We start from the raw sequence: 12,420 nt of genomic DNA, 5'->3' as shown, positions 1-12,420 counted from the left end.
GCGCATAACGGTCCTGTCCGTGGATAGCCAACGTTCTGCTCTGAACCACTGCCAGCACTTGCTAGCTAGATGAGCAAGTTCGCACTCTTCGTCTTTAACGCTATCGCTAGCCGCTCGAGCACCGTCACCGTTGGATTGCGCACGCCACGTTCGATGCCGGAAATGTAGGTCCGGTGCATGTCCGCATCGAAGGCAAGCTGCTCCTGCGACAGGCCAAGCTGTTCTCTCAGTCGCTTTACATTTGCGCCGAGCCGGCTGCGCACATCCATGGGCCGACAGGCAGTCAATGCATCCGATCAGGCTACAGCCTATGAGTCACAATAGGACTTGACGACCGCGGGTGTTGGATGTGTCCGTGAGTTCGACGGAGACTCATAGGATGCACAGCGTTGACCGACACCGACAACCGCCCGGCGATTGAACAGCAGAACGAACAGATCTTTGGCGAACAGGACGGGCGGTACCGCTCCGCAATCACGGCTCTGCTGTGCGACGGGGTCTTTTGCGCCGAGGATGCCGGGGTTCTGGAAGGGTTCAGAACGTATCTCGGCCTAAACCGTGAGCGGGCGGACGCGCTGTTCCGGGAAGAGGCACGCGCCTACATTCGCCGACGTCTCCTGATGTTCCTGGAGGACGGCAGCCTTTCGCCGAGCGAAGACGCGGTGCTGGATGACCTTGTCCGGTCGGTGGGGCTGGGTCCGATGTGGACCGAAGAAACCGAGCTCGCTTTGTTCGACGCCCGCCGCACTTGGGCCCTCGCACACGGGCCATTGCCGGTGGTGCCTACAGACCTTGGATTGGTTGGCAAGGAGGTGGCTCACACCGTCGTCTTCTGCGAGGCGTTCGAGGATCGCACCAAGACGGTCGGCGTGTCCTATGCCGGTCTGACACTCAGCCTGCCGATCATTGCGGGCGTCCGCTTTCGGGTCGGGCAGTTCGGCGTCAATCGCCAGAGCCTGCCGTATCAGCATCGGCTGGGCGGGGGCGACCTGACCATCACCAGCGAGCGGCTGATCTTCCGCTCGCCGGAGCGCGCCATCACCGCCAAGCTGACCGGCATCATCGATATCACGGCCTATAATGATGGCGTCACCATCCAGAGGACACAGGGCAAGCCAATCACCTTCGTCATCTCTGAGCCCGATGAAGACTTCGCCCTGGTGCTCTGGCGCGCCTGGCAAGCCGCCCGTGGTCAGAGCGAGTAGCGGCTAGGCGAGCGCATCGGCGGTTGCAGTCAGCCGATCGCGCCATGCTAGCTTAGCTAGCCAGTGTGCTGGAATACCGGACGCGCCTGCCAGGGCTCCGGCAAGCTGGCCCGCGATCGCGGCCGTCGTGTCTGCATCCTGCCCGAGGTTGGCGGCATGCAAGACGGCCCGATCGAACCGCGCCGTTCGACCCGTCGCCCAGAGTGCCGCTTCCAGACTATGGGCGACATAGCCACTGGTGTTGACCGATGCGCGCCCGAGCCCTCGCCAGGAGCCTTGATTGATCGTGTCGATTTTGCCGGCCCATGGCCCCGCACGGCCTTTCAGCACCTCACTGCGCCGTGCTCCGTTGATCGCATCCCCGATCATCTCAGCAAAGAGGACGCAGGCATCGACGGCCTCGGGCGCAGCATGGGTGGTCTTGGATTGCTGGGCAGCTGCATCGCGAAGAGCAGATCGATCGTCTCGAAACCGAATGGCGACGGGAGCTAGCCGCATCAGCGAGCCATTGCCTGCGGTCTGCGGGTCGATCGAACCGCTGTGATCCTTGCCAGTCGCTTTCCAGCGCGACAGAGCGTGAGCAGTTGTGATCCCGATGTCGAAGCAGCGCCCCGTGCAGGAGTAGGTGCCGTTCTGCCACCAGCCATGAAAACGGGTCAGCAGGTCCTGTTCATCGAGCCCACCTTTCCCAGCCAGGCTGTCGGCCAACGCCAGAGCCATGGCAGTGTCGTCGGTCCACTGGCCGGGCTTCAGCCGGAACGGCCCGCCACCGACCAGATCCGTCAACGGCTCATAGGTGTCACGTGCCTTGAACTCGAGTGTGGTGCCCAGGGCATCGCCTACCGCCAATCCAAGCAATGCTCCACGGGCGCGGTCACGAATATCATCTGCCGCGGTACCAGGCTGGCCCTCCGGCACCACCTTGGTCCTGCGGACGACGGCCTCCTGGGCCGAGGTCTCGATCGCACCCGGCCGAGCCTTTCGAACGCGAGTGATGGCCGTCTCGTCATCAACGCGGAGCTCGACCAGCAGGCGCGCCGCGATCATGCCGGCACGTCCGAGCCCGCCCTTGCAGTGGACCAAGATATCAAACCCGGCACGCAGCCGGTCCCGCAGGCCTTCACCAGTTTCAACCCAGGACGCTTCAAAGGCCGTGCTTGGTACACCCACGTCCGGGATCGGCGCATGCAGCCAGTCCATATGCGCTCGCGCCACAGCCGCCCCGAGGCCCTCAACCTTCAAACTGACCAGTTCGTGGTCTTCAACGAGAGTCAGCACCGCGGCTGCGCCCCAATCCGCGATGGCCCTGATGTCCGTCGAAAGGTCCCGGCTCCACGCTCCGGTGGCGGCGGACGGCTGGATCTTCCCGGGACAGAAGGTGATGCCGATGCGACCGTGGCCGGGCAGGGTCTGGACGACGGCGATCTGCAGTGGATGAGATATCGATGTTCGGGTCATGAAAGCCGGGATATGCTCAATCAGAGTAAAAGTCTAATCCTCAGACTGGACATCCGTCGAAAACGGAGCGTCTGTCCGCCTGCCTTGGGAATGGGAGACCGGATGCGTGATGGATAAGACGTTCAGATTTGAGACCAGCCAGGCGCTGGCCGCGATTGCGGGCAGCATGCTTGAAGATGCAGCCGGCCTGGCGATCCTGGAAGGCCAGGCGGGCAAAGGCGCGGTGCACCGCCGGTTGCTCGACACGGTGACCCAGGCACGGACGCTGATCGCGGCCGCTGTCGTCCTTAGCGGCGATGAACCGGATGGCACACGGTGAGTGCTGTGCCATTGCAGGAGGCGCTGGCGGATCTCGAGCATGCTGAGCTCGACGACCTGCGCGCGCGCTGGCACGTCCTTTATGGCACGCCTGCGCCGTCGTCCTTTCGGTCCGGACTGTTGGCCCGAGCGATTGCCTACAAGCTTCAGGCTCAGCGGCTGGGTGACGTCACCATGGGCACAGCGCATCGGGCTGTCCGCACTACCAAAGCGGCCAACGACCAAGCGGATACCAAGCCCCAAGGCATCAAGCTGATCCGGAGCTGGAAAGGTGAGTTGCACACGGTCGAAGCTGTAGATGGTGCCTTTCTGTATGAGGGCGAGACCTATCGATCGCTGTCGGCTGTCGCGCGCAAGATCACGGGCACCCAGTGGAATGGTCTGGTCTTCTTCGGCGTCAAAGGCCGCATGGACCTGGCGCGGGGGAGGGCGGCATGACCGCTGTGCTGCGCTGCGCGGTCTACACCCGCAAATCCAGCGAGGAAGGTCTGGAGCAGGCCTTCAACTCGCTGCATGCCCAGCGAGAGGCCTGCGAGGCCTATATCAAGAGCCAGCAGCACGAAGGCTGGGCGCTGGTCGAGGCTGCTTACGACGACGGAGCCTACTCCGGCGGCAATATGCAACGACCCGCGCTTCTGGCGCTGCTCGAGGACGTGAAGGCCGGCAAGGTCGACGTGATCGTCGTCTATAAGGTGGACAGGCTGACCCGGTCGCTTCCGGACTTTGCCCGCATTGTTGACGTCCTGGATGCCGCAAAGGCCTCGTTCGTCTCGGTCACCCAGGCCTTCAACACGACCACCTCTATGGGACGGCTGACGCTGAACGTGCTGCTGTCATTCGCCCAGTTCGAGCGCGAAGTGACTGGGGAGCGTATCCGCGACAAGATCGCAGCCTCAAAGGCCAAGGGCATGTGGATGGGTGGATTGCCGCCGCTCGGCTACGATGCCGGTGACGGCAAACTGGTTGTCAACACTGCCGAAGCCAGCCAGGTCAACCGGCTGTTCGCCCTGTTCTTGCGGACCCGCAGCGTCGACAAGCTGCTCCCCCTGGCCGAGGCTGAGGGTCTGAGAACCAAGGCCCGCAAGAGCTCTGCAGGACAGACCGGCGGCAAACCCTACAGCCGCGGCACTGTCTATCACCTGCTGGCGAACCGGCTGTACGTCGGAGAGGTCAGGCATAAGGCCAAACACTTCCCCGGACAGCACCAGCCGATCGTCGACTCTGAAACGTTTGAGAAGGTCCAGGCGATCATCGCGTCCAATCGGCACAAGCGCGCTACGGGCGGTAACGCGACGGAGCCAAGCCTGCTGGCTGGCCTGCTCGTTGATGGGCAGGGGCGGCGGTTCACGCCCACCCACACCAACCGGCGGGGCCGCAAGTACCGCTATTACGCGCGCGCCGCCGAAGGGTCTGACGAAGCCCTGCGGATGCCAGCAGAACCAATGGACCGTGCTGTACTCGACACCTTGCGAGAGTTCCTGAAAGCTGACGAAGGGGTCCTGTCTGCAAGCGGAGCAAAGACCAGCCACGACGCTGATGCTGCCATCAAGGCATCACTCGCTGCAATGAGCGGTCTGGAGGATCAGAAGCCGAAGGTCTTGCGCCAGCGATTGCGGGCGATGGTCGAAACCGTAGTCTTGAGCCCTGATCATATTGCGCTGACGTTGCGCCCGAATGCGCTGCCGGGCGTGACACTCGTCCAGACCGATCTGACTGCCCCGATCTCGATCGCCCGACGCGGCCGCGTTCTGAAGCTGGTCGTCGAAGGTCAAAGCCAGGGGCCGGATCAGAAACTGATCAATTTGATCGCCTTGGCGTCGACCTGGTTTGACGAGGTGGCGCAGGGCAAGGTGGCGACCCTGACCGCGCTAGCTGAGCGCGAAGGGGTCACGCCGGCCTATGTGGCCCAAGTGATCGACCTGGCGTTTCTGGCACCGGCAATCAAGCAGTCGATCCTACAGGGAACGCAGGCCGCGGGGCTGACAACTATGACGCTGAAAGCCATGCGGCCGCTGCCGCTGTGCTGGGAGCAACAGCAGGACTTGATCATCAAGGCCGGGGGTTAGGCACCCCGCGCTCAGCCAGAAGTCGCTGTTCGAGTTCTGACTTAATGCGCGCTTCGACCATTCGTCGACGTTGGCCATCCTGACCCAGCTTCATTGTCAGCTTGGGCACACCATCCCGTGAAAACGTAGGGCCCTTGGCGGGATCGCGGTTGTCTTTGCGATAGGCCCTCGGCTTTCCGCCTGGTCCGGCCATGGTGAAGAAGCGATCAGCGTCTTCCTCTGGGATGACAGGGGGGGGTGGGCTCACATCTTCCCTCGCTTTCATGGACCGCAAGGTGCGTCGAGCTGCCTTGTCGCCCTTGAGTCCTTCTTGGACCAGATCGAGGTCGAGACGCGACTGCTGAAGCAACACTTTCTTGCGCAAAATAGGCTCAGCCCCTTCCAATGCGCTCAGCGGGATATCGTGGGCGGAAGAGATGTTTTCCAGCGGCCATTTCGCCAGCATCAGGAAGATTGCCAGGGCCTCGTCTTGGCTCGAAAGGGCCGACTGGGCCTCCGGTGCGGCCGGCGCTGTCGTTCGGACCGGCTTGACGGCAGGCACTGCGGGGGCTTCCCAGAAGTCGCTATCTTCAGCCAGCAGTTCTTCGTCGGCCATTCTGGGGATGTCGTAAGCTTTCAGGCCGGCGTCGAGGTATTCCCTTTCTTCAACGACATCCTCGAACGCCTTTCTGAATTCCGCTTCGCTGAGCTCGAAGTGTTCTGCGGCCGCCTTCAAGCCGGACCCACTCAATATCGTGCGGGCCATCCGGATCTTTTCAGTCGAGTACCCCGTCAATACCTTCGCCATTGTCTGCCCCTGTCCGATTCGCAGTTCACATGACGTGCCGACAGTAGTCTATAGAAATGAATAGCTTGGCCTTGCGCTACTACTCCCCATCCCTGAGATAGGTCGTCGTGAAATGTGGCTTTTCGAACTGACGATTTCGGTCCCAGTCATCGAGCGGTGGCAGCGCGTCTAGCTTGGCTTTCGCCACCTGCTGGCGGTTTTTGTAGCTAAGCCAATGTTCGTTCTTGCGCCTCGGCCGATGAGCCTCGATGGCCAACCGATCATAAACTGTGTAATCGCGAGGTCCTTCGGACGGATATTGACTCTTGTACTTAATCTTGTGACACTTGCTGCAGGACCATCTAAAATCACAGTAGTAAATCTTGGATGTATTTCGTTGACATTCCGGGCAGACAACGCGGGTCCGAATGGCAGTATCGCCGTTCCGTGTCTTGACCAGTTTGAGGCGGGTTTGTTTGGGTTTGCCCCCGAGGGGGCACTTATCGATTTCGATCTCGAAAATACCCTCGTAAGCGACAACCATGACAGCGCCTTTGCCGTCGATGTCGAAGCTGGCTTTGGAGCGATCATTCCAGTTGACCAGCACGTAGTCGGGCGTGCCGGTTTGCATCACTCGGTCGATGTTCAGCTCGGGCATTTCGCCGAAGAAGCGGATTGGTCGCATTTCTGGCCCTAGATCGAAATCATGCCTGATTCGATAAATCATACCCCAAGCATGAAACGATGTTGCAGCGCGGGGGCATGATTTCGAAACCACCGTCAGTGCATCTCAATCATTTCGACGACGTGCTCAAAAGAGCCTGATATTTTCGAAAGCTGGCTGAGCATTGGGGTATGGTTTCGGGTTCTCTGGCCCGATGTGACGCCGCCAAAAATGCTGCGATTGAGAGCCAGAGATTCTCTGCGACGACGTTTGTTCCGCTGAGATGCCCGCTACGTCGGCAGCGTGTCGTTACCAGATTGCGAGCTAAGGGCAGAAAGTGGCGGTGCTGTCAGTCCAACGCGAACTTGTCTCCAGTAAGCGCAGGTAGGGCAGGGGAGACGACGCCTACCCGGCGAGTGTCTCCCACTCTGCCAGGGCGGCTGAGCGTTGGGCCTTGTATGTCTCTCTGCTAATGAGGTGGCGGTCCTGATTGAAGTGGTTGTGGAAGGCGGCATGGACGGAGCTGAACTTCTGCGGCGTCTTCATCTCCCGGAACCTCAGCATGGCCCGTTCGCGTCGTCGGAAGGGCAGGTGTGAGTTCTCGGCCCTGTTGTTAGCCCACCTGCCAACCTCCTGCTTCTCGGTGTTGCCGAGCTCTTTCATCGCAGCCTTGTAGGAGCGCAGACCGTCCGTCGTGATGACCTTGGCCCGTCCGTGCCTCTTCATCAGCTTCTTCATGAACTTGAGAGCGGCCGGCTTGTCTCCGGTCTTGCTGGCAAAGGATTCCAGCACCTCGCCTTCGTGATCGACGGCCCGTCAGAGGTAGTGCATCTCGCCGTTTATCTTCACATAGACCTCGTCGAGGTGCCATCGCCAGTGAGTGAAGGCGCGCATCTTCTGGACCAGCTTCCTGCGGATCTCGGCGGCGAACATCGGACCGAACCGGTTCCACCATAGCCGTACCGTCTCGTGGCAGATGTCGATACCCCGCTCGGCCAGCAGGTCTTCCACGTTCCGCAGTGACAGCGGGTACTTCACATACATCATCACCACGAGGCGGATCACCTCTGGCGAGCTGTCGAAGTAGCGAAACGGGTTGGTGCTCTTGGCCATAGCGGCAACGCTAACCCGACCGGATTACCGGCTGGCTAAGTTTGGGCTGACAGAGCCATCTGTGCTGATGAGGTGGCGATCCTGGTCGAAGTGGTTGTGGGAGGCGGCGTGGAGCGCTCTTGGCAACGGCGAGGACGCTAATCCGACCGGGTTACCGACTGGCTAAGTTTTGGCTGACACCGCTCCACCACCGAATTTGTCAACAACAAAAGCTGAACGATCCAGATCCGCTAATGTACCGAAGTTCTCTTCAAGCAATTCTTCCCAAGCTTCCCAGCCTTTAGCATCAATAAATCTTGCTTCTGGTTGCTTTATTGGGATTGCCCACGCCAGCACTATTTTTTTTGAGTCACAGTTGATTTCGGTTTCGCCGTCTATAAATATAGGATTTGTAAAATATAGTCCAAACCAATCCCCAAAATAGCCAAGCGTTTTCAGCTTCAAATAGTCTCCTCGTAAAATAGCCTCCTTTTTTTCAATAATCTGAGAAGAAATGTCGAACAGCATCGCAGCTAGAATATTGAAGGAAGACCCTTCAGGCATCAATATTTCCAAATTTATTTGGCGACCACTCTGTCGAGAGGCAAGATCGATGTCTCCAAGCCCAACAGTCGATACAACGGCCGGGTTAGATGCCGTCCCGCTAAATCGAGCGACCTGGATCCCGTGATTTGGAATGTCGGGAGGCGGTGCATCCCAGCCGCTACGGATGGTGCCCAGAAAACTTTCAAGCGCCAACGGCAAGAGATGCTTATTAATAGTTGTCATTATTACCTCGAGATCTGTTGCAGCCGGCACATTCCAACCTTGTTCCCAACTGATAGTTCTCGATCACTTGCTGACGTGTCGTGGTTGGCGGAAACCACCGGCGGGTCCATGAAGGATTGTGGCTGACATCCCAATCGCGCCGCTGTCCGGAACCGGGTGCAGCTTGAACTTCTACGTTACAAGTCGGACATAGGCGTCCGCCGGTCGGACCTGGTGCTGCGTTTTCCCAACTGCTAGCCAATGTCCCTCGTCGAAAAGAACTTCGGTTCGTCAATGTTCCAGTTTGATTTGAGCCTGGAATGGCACCATTGGCCTGATATTGGGCTCCTGGTTGCGTAGAAGCAAGACTAAGGCCATTGGCATTGGCCCATTGCGCCTGAAATCTAGCGAAACGGTCTCTGGCGGCGCTTGCCGAAGACGCGTTTGGTTCTCCAACATAGGAATAACCACCATACCTTCGATCTAGCTCTCGACCTCTGGCATTCCAGTTCGCAATTTCGCGCCCGTAGATTTGCCCCGCAATAGTGCGTGGCGTGTTGGGTGGGGGAGCGGCCCGCGCCGCCCGTCGACTTTCACCGTCAGGGTCAGTGAAGTTCACCGGATCGTTTGCGACGTACAGATAGAGGTTGGGATCGTCCTTGGTGCCGATAGGATCCTGGGTGAGGAACTGGCCGAGGCGGGGCGAGTAGTACCGCGCCCGGTATTGATAGAGTCCGGTCTCTTCGTCGTACTGCCGCCCGGTGTAGCCGAACGGTGAGCTAAGGGGCGGCGCGGACTGGCCGTTCCCGAACTCCCCGTGCGGCGAGTAGGTCGCGACCCCAGCCGTGGTGCCGTCGGGGCGCGAGGTGGCGATCACCGAGCCCTGGTGGTCTGTATGGTGCCAGTATAGGTCGCCGTTGCCTTCGACCGTGGCCAGGCGGGCGTCCATGGCCCCGGTCCCGTCAGGCACGAAGCGGCGTATCAGGTCGCCGTTGACGTCGAGCTGAGCCAGCTCATCCGCGCCCGACCACATCGTGCGGGTCATCACCCCATTGACGATCTTGCGCGTACGCCGGTCGTCTGAGTCATAGTCGTATGTGGCAGTCATGCCGGTGCGGGTCGCCTGCACCAGCCGGTGGCCATAGGTGTAGACGTAGGTGTTGACCCCATCCGAGCTCATGTCGCCGGAGCCGTACCAGGTGATCGGCGTGCCGTTCTCGGACGTCATCTGGTTCATGCTGTTGGCCACGCCATAGGTGCGGGCATAGGCCAGGGTCGGCATCCATTCGAACGCGGGCTGACTGATCGCGATCGAAGTGGTCTTGCCGGCCGCATCGTGGCCGTAGCTGAAGCCGACCGCTCCGGGTCCGGTGCCCGCCACGAAGGCATGGCTCAGGCTGCCCAGGTCGCTGTCCGGCTCATAGGTATAGGTCGTGTCCGCGGCCAGGCCCGGCCGGTTGATGCCGGTCCGGCGGCTGAGGCTGTCGTGGGTGATCGCCACTGTCTGGGTGCCGCCTGCGCCCGGGAAGCTGGCCGACTGCACCCGGTTGGCCGCATCGAACGCATAGGTGGCCGTGAACGGCACACCGCCCACCGCCGGCCAGGCGATCGAGGTCTTGTTGCCGTTCTGATCATAGCCGTAGCCGACCGTAAAGCTCATCCCCGACGGACCTTCTGGCCGCCAGCGATCGCTGATCAGTCGACCGGCAGTGTCATAGCCATAGGTCCGCACGTCGCGCAGCAGCCCTTCGTCGAAGGTCGTCGTCGTGGTGGTCTGACTAGACACGTCGCGCCAGACCGGACGGCCTGCCAGGTCGTAAGAGGCCCGGCTGTTCCGGCCCGACCACCTCTCCCCGGCCTGGGCCTGGGCATGCTCGCGCACATGGAAGTCCCGGCCCATGGCATCGTAGAAGATCGTCACCTGATGGTTGGAGCGGATGCGCTTGAACACCACCTGGCCGCGTTCGTCGTGAGCCACCCAGTCCTGGACCCCATCGGCGTAGATCGTCTTGATGGGTCGGCCCAGGCCATCATACTGCTGCTGGGTGACGTTGCCCCGCGCGTCGATCTCGGCGCTCTGCAGCCCGCCGGCATTGTACTGGAACCGGCGCCAGGCGGATTCCGTCTGGCCCTGGGGCAGCTCCAGAGCGGTCAGACACGAGTTGGGCTGAGCCCTGAGCCAGCGCTGGATCTCTACCGGCTGACCGGCTGCATTGTAGATGGTGTTGGTCGCACGGCGCTCACCGTCGATCACGAGCTTCGGTCGATCCACTGCGTCATAACAGGTGCGGGTCACGTCACCCGACGGGTCGGTCACCGTCAGGGGCTTGCGGGTCGCCGAATAGGTGGTGGTGGTCGTACGCCAGGTCGCTGAGCTGGAGTCCCACTGACGCACCTCGGTCAGGTCGCCGGTTAGGTCATAGGTCCACTGGGTCTGGATGCCGGTGCTGACCGGGCCGGTCTCCGTCCGCTTGCGCCGCAAAGCGTCATAGGTGCTGGTGGTGGTATTTCCCCGCGCGTCGGTGACGCTGGTGACGTTGCCGACCGCATCGCAGCCCATGGTGGAGGTCGCATTGATGCCGCCCGACTGGGACGAGACCGTGCTGAGCCGCAGGCAGAACTCTGGCAGGCCGCCGCCGCCCCAGGTCTGGGTTGCCTCGATGCCGGTCGGATCCTGGGTCCGGTTCGGACGACCAGGCGACCCGCACCGGCATGACTGCCACATACGACTATGACTCAGACGACCGGCGTACGCGCAAGATCGTCAACGGGGTGATGACGCGCACCATGTGGTCGGGGGCAGACGAGCTGGCCCAGCTCGATGTCAACGGCGACCTGATCCGCCGCTTCGTCCCCGACGGCACAGGGGCCATGGACGCCCGCTTGGCTACGGTCGAAGGCAACGGCGACCTCTACTGGCATCATACCGACCATCAGGGCTCGGTGATCGCCACCTCCCGCCCCGACGGCACCACAGCCGGGGTGGCCACCTACTCGCCTCACGGGGAGTTCGGGAACAACCAGTCCGTCCCGCCCATCGGCTCACCGTTCGGCTACACCGGGCGGCAGTACGACGAAGAGACCGGGCTCTATCAATACCGAGCGCGCTACTACTCGCCCAGGCTCGGCCAGTTCCTCACCCAGGACCCCATCGGCACCAAGGACGATCCCAACCTGTATCTGTACGTAGGAGCGGATCCGGTGAACGCGACCGATCCAACGGGGGAGCGGGCATGCATCCTGTTTCTGTGTGGGTTAGGACGTCCAAGAGAAGTGGAAGTTACCGCGCGTGATGCCGCTACCGGGCGCGTCCAAGGGCGTGCGAGATTTCCTGTTCCCGCGGAGGTTCAGACCATTGGGAGAGTCATGGCCTTTGGTGCGGCATTGGCGCAAGCTGTACGGAACGAAGTGGCGGGAAATGACGCCGATACTCCAGAAGAGCGTCAGCCCGGTGAGAGAGAACTTGGCGAGTTGGAGTCCATTCACCCACCGGGGTCAAATCCAGACTTTGAAGAAGAACTTGGGAATATGACTGATGACGAGGTTATGGATACCATTGTAAACCCCACCACCGGCGATCGTGTCGTCGTGCGAGGGGATAGCCCACGAGTCCGCGATGGCAATACTCGTGTTAGGGAGGCACAACGCAGATTCCCGTCTGACACCCGAATTCCAGTTGATGTTCTGCCGCCAGATGAAGAGTTTCCGAGATGAACAATGATAAAAAAGAATTATATGCAGAATTTCTTCGTTACATAATATTAGAAATTAGGAGCCTTGATGACGAAAAACTTTTCCGCGCCAGAGATTTAGCTAATATAGTTCACAATTTACCAACTGCTCTTGTTGATAGTGACGCGAACTGGGATAATATTTCTGGATCTATACGCTCTCGAGCGGCTGCTCATAATCTTGAATTGTATATTGAAGGTATTATTTCGCATATAAGTTCGGCAGGTAACGCAGATGCTAAGTAAAGTCCTAAATTTGTTCTATTTACGCTGCGATTTATCTATCTTGGGTGAACGGCGTGCTGACTATGTACACCGAACATGAAAGCTCGGTGATCAACGCCTCGCGGCC

Annotated in this window: 12 protein-coding genes and 1 pseudogene; 6 read left to right on the top strand and 7 right to left on the bottom strand. The window is 60.3% G+C overall.

Translation table 11 applies throughout. The features are described 5' to 3' along the window. Positions 1–65: 65 nt before the first annotated feature. Positions 66–269, bottom strand: coding sequence for a helix-turn-helix domain-containing protein (locus ACE3TH_RS02450; protein ID WP_374596979.1), 204 nt, complete (start codon positions 267–269; stop codon positions 66–68). A 120-nt stretch (positions 270–389) separates the two neighbouring features. On the opposite strand from ACE3TH_RS02450, the gene ACE3TH_RS02445 reads away from it, so the two are divergent. Beyond that, positions 390–1,205, top strand: coding sequence for a hypothetical protein (locus ACE3TH_RS02445; protein ID WP_374596977.1), 816 nt, complete (start codon positions 390–392; stop codon positions 1,203–1,205). Positions 1,206–1,208: 3 nt separating this feature from the next. On the opposite strand, the gene ACE3TH_RS02440 is transcribed toward ACE3TH_RS02445, so the two are convergent. After that, complete coding sequence (locus ACE3TH_RS02440) at positions 1,209–2,663, bottom strand: ADP-ribosylglycohydrolase family protein (protein WP_374596975.1); 1,455 nt, start codon at positions 2,661–2,663, stop codon at positions 1,209–1,211. 109 nt (positions 2,664–2,772) lie between these two features. On the opposite strand from ACE3TH_RS02440, the gene ACE3TH_RS02435 reads away from it, so the two are divergent. Genes ACE3TH_RS02435 through ACE3TH_RS02425 form a run of 3 tightly spaced genes read left to right on the top strand, consistent with a single transcriptional unit; the run spans position 2,773 to position 5,047 of the window. Beyond that, positions 2,773–2,982 carry a hypothetical protein gene (locus ACE3TH_RS02435; protein ID WP_374596974.1) on the top strand — a complete coding sequence of 70 codons (210 nt, stop codon included), beginning with the start codon at positions 2,773–2,775 and terminating at the stop codon, positions 2,980–2,982. Then, a complete protein-coding gene (locus tag ACE3TH_RS02430) occupies positions 2,979–3,419 on the top strand; it encodes a DUF2924 domain-containing protein (RefSeq protein WP_374596972.1) in 441 nt (146 codons plus the stop codon). Before ACE3TH_RS02435 ends, ACE3TH_RS02430 begins: the two co-directional genes overlap by 4 nt. After that, positions 3,416–5,047: a recombinase family protein gene (locus tag ACE3TH_RS02425; protein WP_374596971.1), complete on the top strand. Its 1,632-nt coding sequence runs from the start codon at positions 3,416–3,418 to the stop codon at positions 5,045–5,047. The genes ACE3TH_RS02430 and ACE3TH_RS02425 overlap by 4 nt, the downstream gene beginning before the upstream one ends. Here the strand turns inward: ACE3TH_RS02425 and ACE3TH_RS02420 are convergent. The 5 genes and pseudogenes from ACE3TH_RS02420 to ACE3TH_RS02400 form a co-directional block, all read right to left on the bottom strand. Next, positions 5,031–5,834, bottom strand: coding sequence for a hypothetical protein (locus ACE3TH_RS02420; RefSeq protein ID WP_374596969.1), 804 nt, complete (start codon positions 5,832–5,834; stop codon positions 5,031–5,033). The two genes, ACE3TH_RS02425 and ACE3TH_RS02420, sit on opposite strands and share 17 nt — an antisense overlap. A gap of 79 nt (positions 5,835–5,913) precedes the next feature. Continuing rightward, complete coding sequence (locus ACE3TH_RS02415; protein WP_374596968.1) at positions 5,914–6,498, bottom strand: hypothetical protein; 585 nt, start codon at positions 6,496–6,498, stop codon at positions 5,914–5,916. A gap of 384 nt (positions 6,499–6,882) precedes the next feature. Next, a pseudogene (locus ACE3TH_RS02410) lies at positions 6,883–7,590 on the bottom strand (IS6 family transposase). A 162-nt stretch (positions 7,591–7,752) separates the two neighbouring features. After that, positions 7,753–8,358 carry a suppressor of fused domain protein gene (locus tag ACE3TH_RS02405; protein WP_374596966.1) on the bottom strand — a complete coding sequence of 202 codons (606 nt, stop codon included), beginning with the start codon at positions 8,356–8,358 and terminating at the stop codon, positions 7,753–7,755. Further along, a complete protein-coding gene (locus ACE3TH_RS02400; protein WP_374596964.1) occupies positions 8,345–11,062 on the bottom strand; it encodes an RHS repeat-associated core domain-containing protein in 2,718 nt (905 codons plus the stop codon). The genes ACE3TH_RS02405 and ACE3TH_RS02400 overlap by 14 nt, the downstream gene beginning before the upstream one ends. On the opposite strand from ACE3TH_RS02400, the gene ACE3TH_RS02395 reads away from it, so the two are divergent. Continuing rightward, on the top strand, positions 11,050–12,051 hold the full coding sequence (locus tag ACE3TH_RS02395; protein WP_374596962.1) for an RHS repeat-associated core domain-containing protein: 1,002 nt from the start codon (positions 11,050–11,052) through the stop codon (positions 12,049–12,051). The two genes, ACE3TH_RS02400 and ACE3TH_RS02395, sit on opposite strands and share 13 nt — an antisense overlap. Then, positions 12,048–12,314: a hypothetical protein gene (locus ACE3TH_RS02390; protein WP_374596960.1), complete on the top strand. Its 267-nt coding sequence runs from the start codon at positions 12,048–12,050 to the stop codon at positions 12,312–12,314. Before ACE3TH_RS02395 ends, ACE3TH_RS02390 begins: the two co-directional genes overlap by 4 nt. Positions 12,315–12,420: the final 106 nt, after the last annotated feature.

The organism is Brevundimonas sp. (assembly GCF_041919755.1).
Lineage (GTDB): Bacteria > Pseudomonadota > Alphaproteobacteria > Caulobacterales > Caulobacteraceae > Brevundimonas.
The sequence above is the reverse complement of the archived record's forward strand: the minus strand, read 5'-3'. Positions and strand labels throughout refer to the sequence as shown.

What these genes read in the sequence shown, in the direction of transcription:
- ACE3TH_RS02450 (WP_374596979.1), bottom strand. Translation starts at nt 269, where the DNA reads ATGGATGTGCGCAGCCGGCTCGGCGCAAATGTAAAGCGACTGAGAGAA.
- ACE3TH_RS02440 (WP_374596975.1), bottom strand. Translation starts at nt 2,663, where the DNA reads ATGACCCGAACATCGATATCTCATCCACTGCAGATCGCCGTCGTCCAG.
- ACE3TH_RS02435 (WP_374596974.1), top strand. Translation starts at nt 2,773, where the DNA reads ATGGATAAGACGTTCAGATTTGAGACCAGCCAGGCGCTGGCCGCGATT.
- ACE3TH_RS02425 (WP_374596971.1), top strand. Translation starts at nt 3,416, where the DNA reads ATGACCGCTGTGCTGCGCTGCGCGGTCTACACCCGCAAATCCAGCGAG.
- ACE3TH_RS02420 (WP_374596969.1), bottom strand. Translation starts at nt 5,834, where the DNA reads ATGGCGAAGGTATTGACGGGGTACTCGACTGAAAAGATCCGGATGGCC.
- ACE3TH_RS02415 (WP_374596968.1), bottom strand. Translation starts at nt 6,498, where the DNA reads ATGCGACCAATCCGCTTCTTCGGCGAAATGCCCGAGCTGAACATCGAC.
- ACE3TH_RS02405 (WP_374596966.1), bottom strand. Translation starts at nt 8,358, where the DNA reads ATGACAACTATTAATAAGCATCTCTTGCCGTTGGCGCTTGAAAGTTTT.
- ACE3TH_RS02395 (WP_374596962.1), top strand. Translation starts at nt 11,050, where the DNA reads ATGACTGCCACATACGACTATGACTCAGACGACCGGCGTACGCGCAAG.
- ACE3TH_RS02400 (WP_374596964.1), bottom strand. Translation starts at nt 11,062, where the DNA reads ATGTGGCAGTCATGCCGGTGCGGGTCGCCTGGTCGTCCGAACCGGACC.
- ACE3TH_RS02390 (WP_374596960.1), top strand. Translation starts at nt 12,048, where the DNA reads ATGAACAATGATAAAAAAGAATTATATGCAGAATTTCTTCGTTACATA.